Annotated in this window: 20 protein-coding genes, 2 pseudogenes and 3 riboswitches; of the genes and pseudogenes, 9 read left to right on the top strand and 13 right to left on the bottom strand. The window is 71.7% G+C overall.

Translation table 11 applies throughout. The annotated features are described in order from the left end of the window. The first annotated feature begins 12 nt into the window (after positions 1-12). Entirely contained in the window at positions 13-1,008 is a 996-nt protein-coding gene (locus M1L60_RS01525) for a ribonucleotide-diphosphate reductase subunit beta (RefSeq protein WP_253235490.1), read from the top strand. An 8-nt stretch (positions 1,009-1,016) separates the two neighbouring features. Then, positions 1,017-1,224: riboswitch (cobalamin riboswitch) on the top strand. A 93-nt stretch (positions 1,225-1,317) separates the two neighbouring features. After that, on the top strand, positions 1,318-3,549 hold the full coding sequence (metE, locus tag M1L60_RS01530) for a 5-methyltetrahydropteroyltriglutamate--homocysteine S-methyltransferase (protein WP_253235404.1): 2,232 nt from the start codon (positions 1,318-1,320) through the stop codon (positions 3,547-3,549). 52 nt (positions 3,550-3,601) lie between these two features. Here metE and M1L60_RS01535 read toward each other — a convergent pair whose 3' ends face one another. From M1L60_RS01535 to M1L60_RS01545, 3 genes are all read right to left on the bottom strand, one after another. Further along, positions 3,602-4,354 carry a (2Fe-2S)-binding protein gene (locus tag M1L60_RS01535; protein ID WP_253235405.1) on the bottom strand — a complete coding sequence of 251 codons (753 nt, stop codon included), beginning with the start codon at positions 4,352-4,354 and terminating at the stop codon, positions 3,602-3,604. Positions 4,355-4,359: 5 nt separating this feature from the next. Next, positions 4,360-5,205 carry a MerR family transcriptional regulator gene (locus M1L60_RS01540; protein WP_253235406.1) on the bottom strand — a complete coding sequence of 282 codons (846 nt, stop codon included), beginning with the start codon at positions 5,203-5,205 and terminating at the stop codon, positions 4,360-4,362. Positions 5,206-5,260: 55 nt separating this feature from the next. Further along, positions 5,261-5,356, bottom strand: a riboswitch (cobalamin riboswitch). A 114-nt stretch (positions 5,357-5,470) separates the two neighbouring features. Continuing rightward, entirely contained in the window at positions 5,471-5,803 is a 333-nt protein-coding gene (locus M1L60_RS01545) for a hypothetical protein (protein WP_253235491.1), read from the bottom strand. 57 nt (positions 5,804-5,860) lie between these two features. After that, a riboswitch (cobalamin riboswitch) is annotated at positions 5,861-5,996 on the top strand. Positions 5,997-6,098: 102 nt separating this feature from the next. Between M1L60_RS01545 and M1L60_RS01550 the strand changes: the two genes are divergently transcribed. Then, a complete protein-coding gene (locus M1L60_RS01550; protein ID WP_253235407.1) occupies positions 6,099-6,587 on the top strand; it encodes an acyl-CoA thioesterase in 489 nt (162 codons plus the stop codon). A 17-nt stretch (positions 6,588-6,604) separates the two neighbouring features. Continuing rightward, a complete protein-coding gene (locus tag M1L60_RS01555) occupies positions 6,605-6,934 on the top strand; it encodes a hypothetical protein (protein WP_438862061.1) in 330 nt (109 codons plus the stop codon). Positions 6,935-6,965: 31 nt separating this feature from the next. On the opposite strand, the gene M1L60_RS01560 is transcribed toward M1L60_RS01555, so the two are convergent. Genes M1L60_RS01560 through M1L60_RS01570 form a run of 3 tightly spaced genes read right to left on the bottom strand, consistent with a single transcriptional unit; the run spans position 6,966 to position 9,276 of the window. Then, positions 6,966-7,553 carry a copper resistance CopC family protein gene (locus M1L60_RS01560; protein WP_253235408.1) on the bottom strand — a complete coding sequence of 196 codons (588 nt, stop codon included), beginning with the start codon at positions 7,551-7,553 and terminating at the stop codon, positions 6,966-6,968. Beyond that, the gene (locus M1L60_RS01565) at positions 7,550-8,719 is read right to left on the bottom strand and encodes a Dyp-type peroxidase (protein ID WP_253235409.1); all 1,170 of its coding nucleotides are present in this window, start codon (positions 8,717-8,719) and stop codon (positions 7,550-7,552) included. Before M1L60_RS01565 ends, M1L60_RS01560 begins: the two co-directional genes overlap by 4 nt. Continuing rightward, on the bottom strand, positions 8,716-9,276 hold the full coding sequence (locus M1L60_RS01570) for a copper chaperone PCu(A)C (protein ID WP_253235410.1): 561 nt from the start codon (positions 9,274-9,276) through the stop codon (positions 8,716-8,718). The genes M1L60_RS01565 and M1L60_RS01570 overlap by 4 nt, the downstream gene beginning before the upstream one ends. Positions 9,277-9,414: 138 nt before the next feature. Here M1L60_RS01570 and M1L60_RS01575 point away from each other — a divergent pair, with 138 nt between their 5' ends. Next, a complete protein-coding gene (locus M1L60_RS01575; RefSeq protein ID WP_253235411.1) occupies positions 9,415-10,011 on the top strand; it encodes a hypothetical protein in 597 nt (198 codons plus the stop codon). A gap of 161 nt (positions 10,012-10,172) precedes the next feature. On the opposite strand, the gene M1L60_RS01580 is transcribed toward M1L60_RS01575, so the two are convergent. Further along, positions 10,173-10,907 carry a YcnI family copper-binding membrane protein gene (locus M1L60_RS01580; protein ID WP_253235412.1) on the bottom strand — a complete coding sequence of 245 codons (735 nt, stop codon included), beginning with the start codon at positions 10,905-10,907 and terminating at the stop codon, positions 10,173-10,175. Next, the gene (locus M1L60_RS01585; protein ID WP_253235413.1) at positions 10,904-11,050 is read right to left on the bottom strand and encodes a cation transporter; all 147 of its coding nucleotides are present in this window, start codon (positions 11,048-11,050) and stop codon (positions 10,904-10,906) included. Before M1L60_RS01585 ends, M1L60_RS01580 begins: the two co-directional genes overlap by 4 nt. A gap of 378 nt (positions 11,051-11,428) precedes the next feature. Here M1L60_RS01585 and M1L60_RS01590 point away from each other — a divergent pair, with 378 nt between their 5' ends. The 4 genes and pseudogenes from M1L60_RS01590 (at position 11,429) to M1L60_RS01600 (ending at position 14,392) form a co-directional block, all read left to right on the top strand. After that, complete coding sequence (locus tag M1L60_RS01590) at positions 11,429-13,099, top strand: ABC transporter ATP-binding protein/permease (protein WP_253235414.1); 1,671 nt, start codon at positions 11,429-11,431, stop codon at positions 13,097-13,099. A gap of 43 nt (positions 13,100-13,142) precedes the next feature. Continuing rightward, positions 13,143-13,799, top strand: a pseudogene (locus M1L60_RS48215) (ABC transporter transmembrane domain-containing protein); the annotation flags it as partial. Between the two features lie 137 nt (positions 13,800-13,936). Beyond that, a pseudogene (locus tag M1L60_RS48220) lies at positions 13,937-14,101 on the top strand (hypothetical protein); the annotation flags it as partial. A gap of 36 nt (positions 14,102-14,137) precedes the next feature. After that, complete coding sequence (locus M1L60_RS01600) at positions 14,138-14,392, top strand: hypothetical protein (protein WP_253235416.1); 255 nt, start codon at positions 14,138-14,140, stop codon at positions 14,390-14,392. On the opposite strand, the gene M1L60_RS01605 is transcribed toward M1L60_RS01600, so the two are convergent. Genes M1L60_RS01605 through M1L60_RS01625 form a run of 5 tightly spaced genes read right to left on the bottom strand, consistent with a single transcriptional unit; the run spans position 14,376 to position 18,424 of the window. Beyond that, positions 14,376-14,975, bottom strand: a complete 600-nt coding sequence (locus M1L60_RS01605) for a nitroreductase family protein (RefSeq protein WP_253235417.1) — start codon at positions 14,973-14,975, stop codon at positions 14,376-14,378. The two genes, M1L60_RS01600 and M1L60_RS01605, sit on opposite strands and share 17 nt — an antisense overlap. Then, a complete protein-coding gene (locus M1L60_RS01610) occupies positions 14,975-15,631 on the bottom strand; it encodes a class I SAM-dependent methyltransferase (protein ID WP_253235418.1) in 657 nt (218 codons plus the stop codon). The genes M1L60_RS01605 and M1L60_RS01610 overlap by 1 nt, the downstream gene beginning before the upstream one ends. Beyond that, positions 15,628-16,398 carry an ABC transporter ATP-binding protein gene (locus M1L60_RS01615; RefSeq protein ID WP_253235419.1) on the bottom strand — a complete coding sequence of 257 codons (771 nt, stop codon included), beginning with the start codon at positions 16,396-16,398 and terminating at the stop codon, positions 15,628-15,630. Before M1L60_RS01615 ends, M1L60_RS01610 begins: the two co-directional genes overlap by 4 nt. Then, complete coding sequence (locus tag M1L60_RS01620) at positions 16,395-17,354, bottom strand: ABC transporter substrate-binding protein (protein WP_253235420.1); 960 nt, start codon at positions 17,352-17,354, stop codon at positions 16,395-16,397. The genes M1L60_RS01615 and M1L60_RS01620 overlap by 4 nt, the downstream gene beginning before the upstream one ends. After that, positions 17,351-18,424, bottom strand: a complete 1,074-nt coding sequence (locus M1L60_RS01625; protein ID WP_253235421.1) for a FecCD family ABC transporter permease — start codon at positions 18,422-18,424, stop codon at positions 17,351-17,353. Before M1L60_RS01625 ends, M1L60_RS01620 begins: the two co-directional genes overlap by 4 nt. Positions 18,425-18,448: the final 24 nt, after the last annotated feature.

Below are 18,448 nucleotides of genomic sequence, written 5' to 3' on the forward strand. Positions count from 1 at the left end.
CCCGTACGCCAGATGTTGCTCGACCCCGGCATGGACCTGACGCTGCGGCCGATGCGCTACCCGCACTTCTTCGACCGGTTCAAGGACGCCATCAAGAACACCTGGACCGTCGAAGAGGTCGACCTGCACTCCGACCTGGCCGACTTGGCCAAGCTGTCGCCGGCCGAGCAGCACCTCGTGTCGCGGCTGGTCGCCTTCTTCGCCACCGGTGACACGATCGTGGCCAACAACCTGGTGCTCAACCTTTACCAGCACGTCAACTCGCCCGAGGGCCGGCTCTACCTGTCGCGCCAGCTGTTCGAGGAGGCCGTGCACGTCCAGTTCTATCTGAACCTGCTCGACACGTACGTGCCGAACGAGCAGGAGCGGTTCGAGGCGTTCGCCGCCGTCGAGAACATCCCTTCGATCGCGCGCAAGGCCGAGTTCTGCTTCAAGTGGATCGACTCGATCTACGAGATGCGCGAGCTCAAGACGAAGGAGGACCGCCGGGCCTTCCTGCTCAACGTGATCTGCTTCGCCGCGTGCATCGAGGGCCTGTTCTTCTACGGCGCCTTCGCGTACGTGTACTTCCTGCGTTCGCGCGGCCTGCTGAACGGGCTCGCGTCGGGCACCAACTGGGTGTTCCGCGACGAGAGCATGCACATGGCGTTCGCCTTCGACGTGGTCGACCAGGTGCGCCAGGAAGAACCCGACCTGTTCGACGCCGAGATGGAGCAGCAGGTCAAGGACATGCTGTCCGAGGCCGTCGAGTGCGAGGTGCAGTTCGCCGCCGACATCCTCGAACAAGGCGTCTCCGGCATGTCGCTCGGTGACATGCGCGAGTACCTGCAACACGTGGCCGACCGCCGCCTGCAGGCCCTGGGCATCGAGCCCGTCTACGACAGCAAGAACCCGTTCGCCTTCATGGAACTGCAGGACGTCCAGGAGCTCTCGAACTTCTTCGAACGCCGCGTCTCGGCCTACCAGGTCGGCGTGACGGGCACGGTCTCGTTCGACGACGACTTCTGATTCGCCGTACGATGGCAGGCGGTGCTGGTTCGCGCCGCCTGTCCGGCGGGCGTCGTAAGAGGGAATCCGGTGCGAGACCGGAACTGCCCCGCAGCGGTGAGTGGGAACGAAAGCCGTCATGAAGCACTGGACCCATCGGGGTCTGGGAAGCGACGGCCGGTAGGAACGAGTGCTACGCCCACGAGTCCGAAGACCTGCCAGCGCTGCGCAGGCCGTCCGGCGTGCGCTGCCGGCGGCTCCTCGGGAGGGCCAGGGCTTTCGTCCTGGTCCCTCCGTGCCCGCCGGGCACTTCGAGGGAAGGACCCCCTGTTGTCTTTCGGTCAGAGCACCGTCCTGGGTTACCCCCGCATCGGCGGTAATCGTGAACTCAAGAAGGCCGTCGAGGCGTACTGGACCGGCCGGATCGACGCCCCTGAACTGCAGAGCACCGCGGCCGGGCTGCGGGCCGAGGTGTGGCAGACGCTGCGCAACGCCCGGCTCGACGCCATCCCGTCCAACACGTTCTCGTTCTACGACCACGTCCTCGACACCGCGGTCGCCGTGGGCGCGGTTCCTGAGCGTTTCGCGCGTCTGGGACTGTCCGAGCTGGACACCTACTTCGCGATGGCGCGCGGCGTCGACGCCGAGCCCGCGCTCGAACTGACCAAGTGGTTCGACACCAACTACCACTACCTGGTGCCCGAGATCGACGCCGGCACCCTCTTCGCGGCCTTCCCGGTCAAGGCCCTGCAGGAGTACGCCGAGGCCAAGGCCCTGGGCATCGAGACCCGCCCGGTGCTGGTCGGCCCGGCCACGTTCCTGCTGCTGGCCAAGGGCGACGACCCGTTCGCCCGGCTCGACGAACTGGTGCTGGTCTACGCGGACATCCTGCGTCAACTGGCCAAGGCCGGCGTCGAATGGGTGCAGCTGGACGAGCCCGCTTACGCCGCCGACCGTACGCCCGAACAGATCGCCGCGTTGCGCGAGGCGTACACAAAACTCGGCCGGCTAGATCAGCGTCCGCGCATCTTCGTGGCGACCTATTTCGGGTCGCTGGGCGACGCGCTGCCGGCCCTGCTCGACACGCCGGTCGAGGCGCTCGGGGTCGACCTGGTGACCGGGGCCGACAACCTCGCCGGGCTGGCCGCGGCCGGTCCGCTGCGCGGCAAGACGATCGTGGCCGGGCTGGTCGACGGCCACAACATCTGGCGTACGGACCTGCGCGCCGCGGTGACGGCCGGGGCTACGGTGGCCGGGCTGGCCGACCACGTGGCCGTCTCGACGTCGTGCTCGCTCCTGCACGTTCCGGTCGACCTGTCCGTCGAGACCCGCCTCGACCCCGGGCTGTACGCCCGGCTCGCCTTCGCCCGGCAGAAGGTCGACGAGGTCGTGCTGCTCGGCAAGGCGCTGCGCGACGGCACCGCCCACCTGCCGGCCCCACTGCCCGCCGCCCCCGCTTCCTGGCACAACGCTTCCGTACGGGAGCGGCTGGCCGCGCTGACCCCGGCCGACCGGCAGCGCGGAAACTACGACGACCGGGCCGCCGCCCAGCAACAGCGCCTCGATCTGCCGGAGCTGCCGACCACCACGATCGGCTCGTTCCCGCAGACCACTTCGTTGCGGCAGGCCCGAGCAGCTCTGCGCGCCGGTTCGCTCGACGCCGAGGGCTACGCCGACCTCATGCGGGCCGAGGTCGAACGCGTCATCCGGTTGCAGGAAGAGCTCGGTCTGGACGTGCTCGTACACGGCGAACCTGAGCGAAACGACATGGTGCAGTACTTCGGCGAGCAGTTGGACGGGTTCGCGGCCACCGACCGGGGCTGGGTCCAGTCGTACGGTTCCCGCTGTGTGCGCCCGCCGATCATCTACGGTGACGTGGCCCGCCAGGCCCCGATGACCGTCGAGTGGTCGACGTTCGCACAGTCGCTCACCGAACGAGCAGTGAAGGGCATGCTGACCGGCCCGGTCACGATCCTGGCCTGGTCGTTCGTCCGCACCGACCAGCCCTTGAGCCACACCGCGGACCAGGTCGCGCTGGCGTTGCGCGACGAGACGGTCGACCTCGAGGCGGCCGGCCTCAAGGTGATCCAGGTCGACGAGCCCGCCCTGCGGGAAACGCTGCCGCTGCGGAAGGCGGACCAGCCGGCGTACCTGGACTGGGCGGTCGGCTCGTTCCGGCTCGCCACCAGCGGTGTCGCCGACGACACCCAGATCCACACGCACCTCTGCTACTCCGAGTTCGGCGAGGTCATCACGGCCATCGACGCGCTCGACGCGGACGTCACCAGCATCGAGGCGTCCCGCTCGAAGATGGAGGTGCTCGATGACCTGGCCGCGATCGGCTACGGCCGCGGGGTCGGCCCCGGCGTCTGGGACATCCACTCGCCCCGGGTCCCGTCGCACGACGAGGTGGTCGAATCGCTGCGCCGGGCGGTTGCCGCGGTGCCGGCCCGGCGTCTGTGGGTGAACCCGGACTGCGGGCTGAAGACGCGTGGCTACCCCGAGGTTGAGGCCTCGCTGAAGCGCCTGGTGGCCGCAGCCGCGGAGATCCGCAACAGCTGAGTCCGACGTCTCCCCGCATGGCCTGCGTCATGCGGGGAGACGCCGGATGCTGTCAGCGGTTGAGGACGCGTTGCCAATGCTGGCGCCGGGTTTCGCCCGGTGTCAGCACGCAGTCGCTGCAGAAGCCGCCGCCGGGTATCCGGTAGTAGAGGCAGCAGTTGTTCCGCACCAGGAACCAGCGTTGTTTGTGCGGACTGGGCCGATGCAGGGTGGCCATGCCGGCCAGGGGCGGCTCGGCGAGCAGACCCGTGACGATCGCGGCCGCCCGCTCGGCGGCGTCCGGGGCCTGGTCGGCGATCATGCCGGCCGCGCCGCCGAGCGCCGACGCCACATTGCCCCACAACACCTGCGGCGACAGCGTGAACCGGTCGCGGAAGACGTCGAGCACCGGCTCGACGACCAGACCGAGATCCAGACGGCCGCCCTCGATCACGGCGAGGTCCCCGTACGCAATAGGTATCGGACCGCCCTCGACCGGGCGCCACCACAGCCGATCCGGGTCGGCCACCGGCGTGACCCCGGTCAGCGCGGCTGCCGCCAGCAGCGGCGAGACGAGCCGCGAGGCCAGCCCGAGGAAGATCGTGGACGCGACCACCCGCTCACCGATCTCGTCGCGGTCCAGGCCCGACATCCGGAGCAGCACCCGGCGCCCGGCCTCGACCCGCTCGGCCACCACCGTCGGGTCGAGCAGATCGGCGAACGGCCGCCACCCGGGTTCGTCGTCCCGCGGTTGCCAGGTGAAATACGGCCCGAGCCGGGCCGCCGCGGCCAGCGCCCGACCAGCGTCGACGTCGGGACCAGGCACGACGTTCACTCTACGACCAGCCCCGCGACGGCGGCGACGGCGTCAGCCAGCGTCGGCGCGGCCGACCCGGCCCGGCCCGCGGTGACGATCGTCGGGCGCCAGCCGGGAACCGCGGTGACGGCCTCCAGCAGCGCCGGTGGGTGCTCGCTGTGGCTCCACACCACTATGACGGCCGGGTGGGTACGGGCGATCGCGTCCACGAGCACGTCGAGTGGCAGCCCGCCACCGAGGTGGACCACGGGGACGGCCAGTTCGGCCAGGGCGGCCGCCAGCGCATCGAGGGCCGTGAGGTCGCGGCGGTTGTCGACAGCCACGAGCAGCGTCCGGACCGGAACACCGGCGGCGGGCCGGGCCACGGCGGCGAACACTTCCCTGAGGCACTGCGCCAGCACCCGCCGAGCGAGCGCCTTACGGGGCTCGGCGTACCCGGCCTCGTTGATCAGGACAAACGCCGGCCCGGCCAGCGTGTGGTAGGTGTGTACGACACCCCGGGCGGCCACGGCGGCGGCCAGGGTCTCGCGCAGCGTCAGCACGTCGAGCCGACGGGCGGCCCGGGCCAGGCCCCGCGCCTCGGACCGGGTGCCCGGGTCGTCGATGGGGCGGTCGGCCGCCCACGGTGTGGTCTCGCGCCGGGCCATCCGGGCCGCCTCGCCGGCCGGCATGCCGCGGGCGGTCAGCCGGGCCATGGTGGTCAGCGCGGCCACGTCGGTCGGCGCGTACCGCCGGTGCCGCCCGGTCTCGTGCCCGGTCGGGCCCAGGTCGTACCGCTGGTGCCAGGTGCGCAGCGTCGTGGTCGCGACGCCCAGACGACGCGCGAGTGTGCCGGGGCTCAGCCCCTTACGGTTGTCCACCGCCGACCCGCCCTCGAGGTCACCGACATGACCACGCCCGGTCGGGCGTGAACAGCGACAGGTATCGGACTCGCGGCGACGCCGCTCACCGTTGCGGGGCAGTCCCGGATTCCCACCGGGTTCCCTGACGGTCTGCCCGCCCAGTCTATCGAGCCGCCGAGCGTCGGGCTCGCGACGGCCCGGCCCGGAACGACGGAGAGCCGCCGGGCCTCAGGCTCGCGACGGCCCGGCCCGGAACGACGGAGAGCCGCCGGGCGGCGGGACTTCAGCGGCCGGGGGCCGGAATGACCGAGAGGTCGAGCATCGGCGGCAGGTCGGCCACGCCGGGGCCACCGGAACGGACCCACGACACCAGGTCGGCCTCGATGTCGGGGCTGAGCACCAGGCCGAACCAGACCGGGGTCGCGCCGCCGCGGCGGGCGGTAGGGGTGGGGTGCACGACCATGACGTTGGCCTCGGCGCAGACGTCGAGGCACAGGCTCTTGCGTACGCGATGGGCCGGCGCCAAGGCGGCCGTGAGCCGGTCGAGTTGGGCGTCGTGGTCGAGCGACGGATGCTTGAGCGCGTTCCCGCAGCAGCAGTCCCGGCACACGGTCACCGTGCAACCCTCAGCGGTCTCGCTCACACTCGTCCCATCGTCGCGGAATCAGGCCCCCACGGTAGCTACCATCGCGGTGGCGCTGGTTTGCAACCCGCGACGCAAGAGGGAACCCGGTGCGAATCCGGGACTGCCCCGCAACGGTGAGCGGCTGGTCCGCGAGTCCGATACCTGCCGCGCCGCGCGCACGGACGGCGTGGGCGCTGCTGCCGGCCTCGCGGGTGGGCTCACGGCACGGTTCCGCCGTGCCTCGCCGTGCCCGCGGACGTCGGCTGAACCGGAACGGAAGCGCAGCATGACGCAGCCCGGGCGGCCGCCCTCGGCCTCCGAGATGACCCTGTCGCAGATCATGGATCAGCACCACACGAACCTGATGGGGACGGTCCACGGCGGGCAGGTGCTCAACCTCATCGACTCGGTCGCGGGTGTGGTCGCCGCCCGGCACTCCGACGGTCCCGCGGTCACCGCGGCCATCGACGAGGCCGCGTTCCTGCAGGCCGTACGGGTGGGCGACGTCGTCCACGTGCACGCGCGCATCACTTGGGCCGGCCGCAGCTCGATGGAGGTCGCCGTCAAGGTGACGGCCGACCGCTGGGACCGCGCCGTCCCGGCCACCACCGTCGTCACCTCGCACCTGGTGATGGTCGCGGTCGACGACGACGGCAAGCCCCGGCCGGTGCCGCTGCTGATCCCGGAGACCGAGGAGGACCACCGCGCGTTCCGGCAGGCCGAGATCCGCCGCCGGCACCGCCTGGCCCTGCGCGACGCCCTCGCCGTCGACTGACCGCTACCGGCCGGGCCGTGCCGGGCGTGCTGCTCGGCCTCGGCCTGACCGGGCCGTTCCTCAAGCTCGGCTCGTCCGGGCAGTTCCTGCGCAACGCGGTGAAGGCGCGGGAGTCGCCGGCCGGGTTCTTAGCGCTGCCGCCGGTGGGCCGGACCGGCGAGCCGCGGACCCCGGCCGGCCACGAGGTCGGCTTCGAGCAGGTCTCGTTCAGTTACGACGGCGAGCACCGGGTGCTGCGGGACATCGCCGCGCCGGGCACGGCCGCCGTCGTCCTGTCCGTCCTCGCCCACCCCCGGTTCCGCGCCGTCGGCGAGGGCATGGAGACACCACTCATCAGTCGCCAGTAGACGGCGCTACCCGGTCCGGCCGCCGCCAGGCTCATCGGGGATCCGCGGACGGGCTTCCCGTCGGCGTGGCCGGAGCCGGGGACGGTCCGGGGCTGCCTCGTCGTCTCCGGCCGGAGGCGAAGAAGTACGCGGCCACGGCAGCGAGAAAGATGCCGAGAGCTCCGAGCCCGATCAGGACGCCGGTCGGGATTCGGCCCGATCCGGCCGGCGGCGCGGCGGCGGCCGAGGGGGCCGCGACCACCGCCGCGGGCGGCAGGGCCGGGTCGGCGACCGTGAAGGTGTACGAGCCCTGCACGGTGTGACCGTCCTGCGAGACGACACGGTAGGCCAGCAGGTAGGTGCCGTTGCCGATCGGCTGGTCGATCGCCACCCTGGCCTTGGTCGCCTCGACCGCGGGCACGGCCAGCGGCAAGCGCTGCTGGGCCGCGTCGCTGAGCACCACCGTGGTGAAGTCGGGGTTGAGCTCCTCGTTGAACGTCAGGGTGACCGAGGTCGGTGCCTTGGCCAGCGTGGCGCTCTGGGCCGGATCGGCCGACAACAGCTTGGCATGGGCCCAGGCCGGCGCGGGCGGGGCCAGGACGGCCAGGATCGCGGCCAGGGTGATCAGGACTCGTCTCACGCCAGCACCTGGTCGCCGACCCAGCCGTCCTCGGCGCAGCCGGGCGGTACGGCGAAGACCGCGGAGCCGATCGGTGTGATCCATTCGTTGAGCAGGTCTTTCTCGGCGAGGCGCTGCTGGATGGGGACGTACTGCCGGACGATGTCCTTCTGGAAACTGGCGAAGATCAGGCCCGAGTCGGGATGGCCGGCCGCGTTGGGCACGCCGTCGTAGTTGTACGGCCGGCGCAGCAGCTTCAGCGACGGGTCGGTGACCCGGGCCCGCGTCACGTGCGAGAAGTCCGGCATGGCGGGCAGCCCGGACGCGTCGAGCTTGGTGAAGTCGGGCTCATCGTGCTCGCGGGTACCGCTCAGCGGTGCCCCGGATTCGAGCCGGCGGCCCACCGCGTTCTCCTTGTCGGCGACCGCCAATTTGTCCCACGTCTCGATCTCGGCCCGCATGCGGCGGACGACCAGGGTCGTCGAGCCGTCGGAGTTCCAGACGGCGGGGTCGATCTCGGCGCCGCGCGGGTTGGCGGTGCCGTCGAGCTGGCCCATCACGTTGCGCTGGGTGTGCTCGGGGGCCTGCACGCCCGGGCTGCGCCGGAATCCCTGCTGCACCCAGCGGACAGCGCCGAACGGGCGGGTGTCCTTGACGAGCATGCGCTGGGTGTGGGCCACGGTCAGCGGGTCGTCGGCGCAGATCTGCAGCAGCAGGTCGCCGCCGGACCAGCGTCGCTCGAGCCGGTCGATCTTGAACTTCGGCAGGTCCGCGATCGGGGACGGCAGACCGGCGGCCCGGTACAGGCCGGGCCCGAAACCGAACGTGACGGTCAACCGGGCCGGCAGCGGGGCCAGTGTGGCGTCGGTGTCGCCCAGCGCGGGAACGCCCTGGGTCAGGCGGCGGGCGTCGTCGGTGAGCAGCCGCATCATCCGGGCCAGGGACCGCCGGTCGGTGCCGGCGGGCAGGGTGAACGCCACGAACGAGGCGTGGGCGGGCGGGTCCTCCGCGATGCCGGCCTGGCGCGACCCGTGGAACGGGACGGTGGCGGTGCCGGTGGTGAGCGCCTCGGTCGCCGCGACCGGCACGGGGTCGTCCGCACCGGCCGCCGTCATCAACCCGGCGCCGGCCGCCGCACCGAGGCCGGCCGCCGCCGCCCCGGTGAGCAGGTGTCGGCGCGAGGTCACGGCGCGGCGCTGCCCATCGGCGCCATGTGACCGGGGTCGTAGCTTTCCTCGGCACCCGCGAACGGCTTGGCGATCGCCTTGAAGTCGACGGTCTGGCCGTCGGCCAGCTTCAGAGTGAACGCGACCTCGTCGCCCGGCTCGATGGCCTTCGCGGGCTTCATCAGCATGAGGTGGTCGCCACCGGGGGCCAGTTCGTGATCACCCTTGGCCTTGACGACGAAGCCGCCCGCCTTCGGCTGCATGATCATCTTGCCGTCCTTCATCGTCATCTCGTGCAGTTCGAGCGGCGAGGCCGGCGACTCCGCGGACGCGATGGTGATGTCGGCGTCGGTGCCGTTTACCAGGGTGCCGAAGGCCGCGGTCATCTCACCGGCCGGGCCCGCCTTCACCCACGGGTCCTTGACCGTCAGGGAGGCCGCCGCCGCGGTCGCCGAAGGCGCGGGAGCGGGTGTGCCACTGCCGGCTGCGGCGTCGTCACCGCCGCCGCAGGCGGCAAGGCCCAGGGTGGTCAGAGCGCCGGCCAGTGTCAGGGCAGCCAGGGTGCGGAGATTACGCATGGTTTCCGTTCCTCGAAGGAGTCGACAGAGCATTGGTCCGCACGGGTCCGCGAAAAGTTCCCGGCTTCGTGATTTCTCGTGCCGCGGCCGACGCGCAGCGGCGGGAACCGACAGGCTCCGAACGCCGACTATCCGGGCATGGAATACGGGGAGTACGGGCCGCCGGCGCCCGTGACCGGCACGCGTTACTGCCGTGCCCGGCGCCGGCGCGGTGTGGTTCCCGCGTCGGCGCTCACTGTGCGGCACACTGCCGACGGCCTGCTCCTCACGCGCCGCGCGTCACCGGGCGCACCGGCCGCGCGGCGACCTTCGTGGCGGGGCCGGCTGGCCCTTCTCGCCGTCCTGGCGGGCCTGACGGCGACGGTGACGCTGCTGCTGACCGGGGCGTACATCGCGCCGGCCAAGGCGACGGGCCCGTGCCCGATGCGCACCTCGACCGCCTTCTACGCGGGTGGCCGGCAGTTGCTGGTGCGCACCGAGCCCGTACGCAGCGGTATCGCACTGCTGCATCTGTGCGCGCAACGAGCGGTCGGTCCGGTCCGCTCGTGGTCGGTCGTCGTGGCCGGCGGCAAGGGGGAGTCGCCGGCGGCGCAGCGGGTCTCCGCGAGCACAGCTTTGGCGGCCGTGCCGTTGGTGCCGGGCCGGCGCACCGGCGTCACTGTCGTGGCGCAACCCGAGACCGGTCCGCCACTGACCTTCGCCGCGCAGGTCAGCGCGGGCGCCGCATTGCGGTGATGAGGTGGGGGCGCTCGCTGTCCGGATGCGCGATCACGTGAGCGGTCATGTGGAAGACTTCCTGGAGCAGGGCCGGGGAACGCTGAAGCCGACATCGCCGAGGATGCGATTGCCGCCGTCGGCGAGGCTGGTCTGGTTCCGCCGCAGGCCGGGAACTGTCGTCACCGGCCGGGCCGCCGCCGGACGAGGCCCAGCAGCAATCCGGCGATCGCGATCACCAACGCGGCGATCGCGACGACCGGCGCCACGTTCGACGGCGCCGCCTCTCGGGCGATCTGGGCGCTGCTGCCGGTCGGAGCGCCCGTGGCGGCGCCGCCATCGACCGGCATCCCGTGCTCGTCCAACTGCTCCCCGCCGCCGGCCGTCAGACGCAGGACCACGGCCGGGAACTCCGGCTCCGGTTGACCGTCGAGCGGTTCCTCGATCCAGCGCACCAGCTCCCCGTTGTCGTAGGTCTGGATCGTTTTGAAGATGACCCGGTCGACCTTGGGCAGCGGGCCCAGTGAGACACCGAACTCCTGGTAGTTGCTTCCGGTCACGGCATCGGCCGGGTTCTTGACCGTCCACGTGATCGAGGTGACGGCCTGGGTGACGGATGTGCCGTCGACCGTCACCGGCTTGTCCAGCGGACCCCGGGTGACCTGGCTGTTCCAACCGGTCAACTGACGCACGGTGGCGCCGATGATCGGCGTGTCGGTGGGGAAGAACAGCTGGATCTTGGTGGTGGCAGCGTCCTTCCGCTCGTTGGGCACCCGGAAATTGAGCACCGCGAACCCGCCCTGGGTGGCCTGAGCCGGGCTGACCGAGACGTGGGCCGCGGCCGGACCGGCCGGGAACACCACAACGGCCAGGACGAGTCCGACGAGGATCGCGGCCAGGGGCCGCCGCGCGCTCATCGGCCCCACCGGCACCGGCACAGGCGCAAGCTGTTGATGATCACCGGCAGCCGGTCGAGCTTGCGCTCGATGCGGCCCGAGCATGCGGCGCACGTCATCCCGCCGACCGCGAGCGTGGTGACCGGCGGTGCGGTCGTGGACATGCGGTTCCTCCAGGCAGACAGCTGATCATGGTCGTGCTTCCCGTCAATGGTCGTCGCGACCGGTCTGGGAGTTCCCGCCAATTTCGTCCATCGGGTCCAGGGGCCTGACCGCCGATGGCCGAGCGAACCTTGTTGCATATATTTGGCAATTACTGGAAGATGGCTTCAGGAACGGGTGTTGCGTGGCCGTGACCCGTCGTTCCGACTTTGAGGGCGCTCCGGGGCGATGATCCACAAGCCGGGGCGCCCTCGACTTTTTCTGGGCGGCCGGGTGGAGAATGAGCCGATGGTCGTGATCAGCCGGGTGACCGGGGCCGAGCTCCGGGCTCAGGTGGACCGGCTCCAACCCGTCTACCGGCAGTGTTTTGCGGCGCCGCCGTGGAGCGAGTCGCCCGACGAGATCGCCGCCTGGCCACGGGCCGGCGCGTGGGCCTGGCCGGGCTGGTCGCCCTGGGGCTGGCCGTCACCGCCACGTACGCCGGGCAGGGCTGGCTCATCGCCCGGGTCATCGCCGAGGTGCTGGCCGGGCGGACCGATGTCGTGCTGGCCGGCGCCGGCATCGTGGCGCTGCAGGGGGCGCGGGCCGGGCTGATCCGGGGGCGGGAGCGGCTGGCGGCCACGCTCGGCGGGCGGATCAAGGACGACGTCCGCGGCCGCCTGCTCGACCGGCTGTTCAGCCTCGGGCCCGGCTACACCACAGGTGTGCGGACGGGCCGTTTGCAGTCCACGATGGTCGACGGGGTGGAGGCGCTCGAGCCGTACTTCGTGGCGTTCCTGCCTCAGCTCGTGTCGTCGCTGCTGGGCGTGGTCGTCCTCACCGCGTACGTGTGGTGGCTCGACCCGGTCGTCGGGGTGACCGTGGCCGCGTGCGCGTTGCTGGTCGCGGTCGCCCCGCGCATCTCGAAGCGGCTGATGAGCGGGCCGATGGAGCGGTGGTGGGCCGCCTACCGCGGTGTCTACGCCGACACCCTCGACGTGCTGCAGGGCATGGTCACGCTCAAGGGGATCAACGCCCACCGGCGGCGCGGGGCCCAGTTGGGGGAGCAGTCGGCCGCCTTCGCCCGGGACTCGTCACGCCTGGTCGCCGCTTCGGCCGGCTACGAGGTGGTGGTCGGGCTGGCCGCGGGGGCCGGCACCGCGCTGGCCGTCGGGGTGGGCGCGCTACGCACGGCGTCCGGCGCCCTCGACGTGGTCACGCTGCTGATCATCCTGTTGTTGTCGCGCGAGTGCTTCCGTCCGCTGACCGACCTGGGCAAGGCGTTTCACGCGGCCTCGCCCGGGCTGGCCGCGGCCGAGGGAATTTTCGCACTTCTCGAGGAGAGGCGTCCGACGCCGGACAACGGGTCCCCGGCCGAACGTCTGAACAACCCGCCCCGCGTACGTCTGGAGGGCGTGACCTTCGCCTACCAGGCGGGTCACGCACCCGCGCTGAACGACGTCACCTTCACGGCCGAGGCGGGCGCGACCACGGCGCTGGTCGGGCGGTCCGGCGCCGGCAAGAGCACCGTCGTCGCGCTGCTGCTGCGCTTCGCCGACCCGCAGCACGGAACGCTGACCGTCGACGGGCGCGACGTGCGCACGCTGCCCCTGGCCGACCTGCGCGCGCTCGTCTCCGTGGTCTCGCAGGACACGTATCTGTTCCACGGCACGGTCCGCGACAACCTGTTGCTCGCCGCGCCCGGCGCGAGCCAGGACGATCTCGAGGCCGCAGCCCGGGCCGCCGCCGCGCACACCTTCATCTCCGCACTGCCCGAGGGGTACGACACGATGATCGGTGAACGCGGGGCCCGGCTCTCCGGCGGCGAACGGCAGCGGATCGCCATCGCGCGGGCGCTGCTCAAGGACGCGCCGATCCTGGTGCTGGACGAGGCGACGTCGGCCATCGACTCGGCCAACGAGGCGGCCATCCAGACCGCGCTCTCGACCGGCTCACCGCCGACCGCACCACCCTGGTCATCGCGCACCGGCTCTCCACCGTGCGCAACGCCGACCATGTCGTCGTGCTCGACGACGGGCGGGTCGCCGAACAGGGGCCACCGGGCGAGCTGATCGCCGCGGGCGGCGCCTACCACCGGCTCGTGGCGGCGCAGGCATGAGGGGCTTCGTCGGGCTGCTGCGCTCGCACCGCCTCCTGCTGGCCGGGGCCATCGCGGCCGGCGCCCTCAACCAGCTGCTGACGATCGCCGGGGCGGCCGTGGGGGCGTACCTGGTCGGCCTGGTCGCCACCGGCGCCGGCCGGGACCGGCTGATGCCCTGGTTCTGGCTGCTGCTCGTGCTGATCCCGCTGCGGGCGGCCGCGCCCTACCTCGAGTCGGTGCTGGCCCACATCATGGCGTTCCGGGCTCTGGCCGACGTGCGGGGGCGGGTCCACGCGGCCTTCGAGCGTCTGGCCCCGGCCGGGCTGACCGCCAAGCGCAGCGGCGACCTCGGCACCACGGTGGTGGCCGACGTCGAGGCTCTCGAGGTGTTCTTCGCCCACACGCTGAGCCCGCTCGTGGTGGCAGTCACCGTGCCGTTCACGACTCTGGTGGCGCTGGGCCTCATCCACCCGGTGCTTCCGCTGGTGGTGCTGCCGGTGCTGATCGCCGTGGCGACCGTGCCGATGTGGCTGGCCCGCCGGGCCCGCGCCCAGGGCGAGGCGGTCAAGGCGGCCGCGGCCGAGGTGTCGGCCGAGACCGTGGACGCCGTCCAGGGCCTGCGCGAGCTCAGCATCTTCGCCGCCACCACCTCGCACCGGGCGCGGATCTCGGCCGCCGCGGGCCGGTTGCGGCAGGCGCAGCACCGGCACGCGGGCCTGGGCGGCACCGACCTGCGCGACCTGACCACGGACCGGCTGCGTGAACTCGTCACCTCGTGCCCCAGGACCCGTACCTGTTCCACCGCACCGTGGCCGAGAACCTGCTGCTCGCCCGGCCCGGCGCGACTGCGGACGACCTGCACGAGGCGGCCCGGGCCGCCGGCGCCCACGAGTTCGTCACCGCCCTGCCCGAGGGCTACGACACGGTCGTGGGGGAGCGTGGAACCCGGCTGTCAGGCGGGCAGCGCCAGCGGGTCGCCCTGGCCCGGGCCCTGCTCACCGACGCGCCGGTGCTGGTGCTGGACGAGCCGGTCTCCAACCTCGACACCGAGACCGAACGGGTGCTGGCCGACGCGATGTCGGGCATCATCGCCGGCCGGACCACCCTGATCATCGCCCACCGCCTGTCGACGATCCTGGTCGCCGATCGGATCGCCGTGCTCGACGGCGGCCGCCTGGCCGAGACCGGCCCGCACGCGGAGCTGCTGGCCCGGGACGGCGCCTACCGCCGGCTGGTCGCGACCCAGCTCAGCGCCGCCAGCTGACCAGGTCCTCGATCGGGCGGCGCCGCCGGGCCGGCTTGGCGGTGGGAACGGCCGGGTCGTCGGCGGGGTGCCCGAGCGTGAGCACCCCGGCCACGGCGACGTCGTCCGGCAGACCGGCGATCTGCGCCAGGGCGGCGAGCTCCTCGGGTGGCGCGGGACTGTAGAAGCCGCTCGCGAGACCTTCGTCGGCCGCGGCCAGCTGCAGCAGGCTGAACAGCGCGCCCGAGTCGAACCACCAGAACGGCACCGGCCAGGGGATCTCCTCGCCGTCGGCCTCCAGCTTGTCGGTCTCGGTGTATCGCTCGTGGTACGACGCCTCGCGGACGCCGAGCACGATCTGCACCGGCGCCTGCGAGATCCACGGGTGGAAGCCCTGCTCGAGATACCAGGGCTCGGCCACGGCGGCCAGCGCGGCCCGGGTGGCCGGATCGGTCACGACGACCAGGCGGTGTCCCTGGCTGAAGCCGGCGCTCGGCGCCCGGTGCACGACCTTGACGATGCGGGCGATCACCTCGTCGGCGACCGGATCGGTGCGGTAGTTGCGGACCATCCGCCGGCCGCGCAGCGCCTCGCGGAACTCCATCAGGCTCGTCCGGTGATCAGGTATTGCGTTTGCAACTCGTGGCCGGGCGCGACGCCGTACTTCTGGTCGAGTTCGTAGATCGAGGTCAGGGGAGTGACCCTCACGTCGGTCAGGCCGGACTGTTCGAGCACGGCCGCCGTGGGCGCGATCGAGGTCGCCTGGGCCAGCGGCAGCGCCTGCCAGATCTCGGGCTCGTAGAAGTCCTGCGGGCCGTGCGGGAACCATGTGCTGTCGACGACGGCGATCGTGCCGCCGGGTCGAAGCAAACGGATCCAATGGCGTACGGCCGACTCCGGATCCCGCAGTGTCCACATGACATAGCGGGCGGTGACGGCGTCGAAACTCGCCTCGGGGAAGTTGGGCGCCACGGCGTCGCCGATCCGGAAGTCGACGTCCTTCACCGTAGCCCGGGCCTGCTCCAGCATGCCCTCGGACAGGTCGATCCCGGTGACCCGATGACCCAGCCCGGCCAGGATCGACGCTACCTGGCCGCTGCCGGTGCCGACGTCGAGCACGTCCAGGGGTGCGGCCGGTAGAGCCTCCGCCCAGATGGAAGACCAGGCGGCGGTGTCATGGGGGAGGCGCTGCAGTTGATACTCGGCGTAGCTGGGAGCGCGGCCGGTCCAGTAGTCGTTGATGCTGTCCTGGGCGGTCATGCGGCCTCCTGGGTGAATGGGTGGAACAACAGGTGCAGGTGACCGTCGAGGTCGAGGCGCTTGATGCCGATGCCGTAGACCGGTTCGAGGATCGCCGGGTCGAGCACCTCGTCGACCGTCCCGGCCGCCACGACGCCGCCGTCGCCGAGCAGCACCAGGTCGTCGCAGTAGCGGGCGGCCAGGTTCAGGTCGTGCAGCACGACGATCGAGCAGGTGCCGAGTCCGCGGACCAGGCCCAGCACCTCGTGCTGGTACCGGATGTCGAGGTGGTTGGTCGGTTCGTCGAGCAGCAGGTGGGTCGCCTGCTGGGCGAGGGCGCGGGCGATGAGCACCCGCTGCCGTTCGCCGCCGGACAGCCCGCTGAACGGGCGCGGGCCCAGGTGAGTGGCGCCGACCCGGGCCAGGCTGCGGGCGGCTATCTCGTGGTCGGCCGGGCCGGTGCGCTGGAAGGTCGACAGGTGCGGGCCGCGGCCGAGCAGCACCATCTCGGCCACGGTCAGTGCGGTCTCGCCGCCCGTCTCCTGCACCACGACGGCCATCCGCAGGGCGCTCTCGCGCGGGGAGAGCGACTGCAGGCCGTCACTGTCCACAGTGACCCGGCCGGTGGGGCTGCGCAGGGCACCGTACAGAAGTCGCAGTAATGTGGTTTTGCCTGAGCCGTTGGGCCCGATGAGGCCCAGCACTCGGCCCGGCAGCGCGGCCACGCTGACGCTGTCGATGACCGGCGTGGCGCCGTAGCGCCACGACACGTCGGCCGCCTGGATCACTGCTTGAACCGCTCGACGATCCGCTCGAGGCCGTCGATCGAAAGCGGGGACGGCGGCTCGGTGAAGTTGAACAGCTGGGTCATGACCTGCTTGTTCTGCACGGCCTTGAGCTTCTCGGCGCCGGGCAAGCTGGTGACGGCCTGCTCGACCTTTGCCGGGTCGCCGTCGCCGTACAGCAGGATCAGCACGTCGGGATTGCGGCCGAGCAGCTCCTCCAGCGTCACCTCGAAGACCCGCTCCTTGCTCTCACCGAACACGTTCTCGAACCCGGCCGCCTTGAGCTGGGGGTCGGCCATGCTGGCTGACCCGTAGGCGTACGTCACGCCGCCCCCGACGGTCGGGTAGAGCACGGCCGCCGTACGCCCGCTCTTGGGCGCATTGATCTTGGCCATGCGCTCCTGCAGTGCCTTGACCGCAGTGGCGGCCTCGTTCGGGCGATCGAAGACCTTCCCGTACGAGGTGAGCTGCGCGTAGATGTCGTCGAAGGTCGGTGCCGTGGTGTTGTCCGGGCACATGGCCGGTTCTTCCAGCAGCGGGATGTCCACCGCCGCGAGGGTGTCGCGCGACAGGTTGTCGACCTCGCCGAACACGAGGTCGGGCTGCTGGCTGATCACGACCTCTTTCGAGATCTGCAGGTGCCCGCTGGTGTCGGTCTTGTCGGTCAGCAGCGGGATCTTGTCGAGCGCGGCCAGCGTCGCCTCGTCGTAGTACTCCTTGGGGTACTGCCCGGCCCGGGCCGTGACCCGGTCGAGCACGCCCAGATCCTGCAGGTACGGCACGGCGGCGCTCTTCAGCAGCACGGTGCGCTCGGGGGCCTTGTCGAAAGTGACGTCGACGCCGCAGTTCTTCACGGTCAACGGGTAGCCCGACCCGGCGTCGGCCGCGGCGCCGTCATCGGCGGCACCGCATCCGGCGGCGACCAGCAGTACGGCGGACAGGACGGCGATCTTCTTCATGCGGAGCCTCCGGCATGCAGTCGGCGGATGAGGATGAGCAGGAACGGGGCGCCGAGCAGCGCGGTGATGATGCCGATGGGGATCTCTTGCGGGGCCAGCAGCACACGAGCGATCACGTCGGCCCAGACCAGCAGGATCGCGCCGAGCAGGGCCGCCACCGGCACCACCCGGACGTGCGGCGCGCCGACCAGGCGGCGGGCCAGGTGAGGCACGACCAGGCCGACGAACCCGATGCTGCCGGATGCGGAGACCAGCACGCCGACACAGAGCGAGACGATGACCAGCAGCCGCATGCGGAACCGGTCGGGGTTGACGCCGAGGGTGTGCGCAGTCTCGTCTCCGACGGCCAACGCGTCGAGACGGCGGCCGACGATGGTCAGGTAAACGGCCGTACCCCCGATGACCACGGCCGCGATGGCCAGCAGCCCGTCCCAGCGGGCCAGGCCGAGCGAGCCGAGCAGCCAGAAGATCACCGACCGGGCGCCCTCGGCCGAGCCCGAGGCGAAGATGAGGAAGCTGGTCGTCGCGTACAGGGCGTAGCCGACCGCGACGCCGGCCAGCAGCAGCCGGATCGAGGTGACCCGGCCGCCGCTGCGGGCGATCAGGAAGACCAGCAGCGAGGCGGCCAGCGCGCCCAGGAACGCGCTGGTCGACAGCGCGTACTGGCCGAATCCGGCCCCCGCGCCGAACAGGATGGCCGCGGCGGCGCCGCTGGACGCGCCCGAGTTGATGCCGAGCAGGTAGGGGTCGGCCAGCACGTTGCGGACCATGGCCTGCAGCGCGACACCGCAGACGGCGAGCCCGGCCCCGACCAGAACGCCGAGCAGCACGCGGGGGAACCGCACCTGCCAGACGATGGCTTCCTGCGGCGGCGTCCAGGTCACGTCGCCCAGGCCGAACAACTGATGGACGAGAATGCGGGCCACGGTGGCCGGGCCGATCGCGATCGCCCCCGTGCCGACCGCGATAACCCCGGTGACCACCAGACCGACGATGAGACCGGCCAGCCATAGGGTGGTCCGGCGTCGCTGCGCACTGACCCCGAGCACGTCTTGCACTACGGCTGTCAACGCAGCCCCTTCGCTCTTGCCAAC

The sequence above is a fragment of the Paractinoplanes aksuensis genome (genome assembly GCF_024137025.1).
GTDB classification, from domain to species: Bacteria; Actinomycetota; Actinomycetes; order Mycobacteriales; family Micromonosporaceae; genus Actinoplanes; species Actinoplanes aksuensis.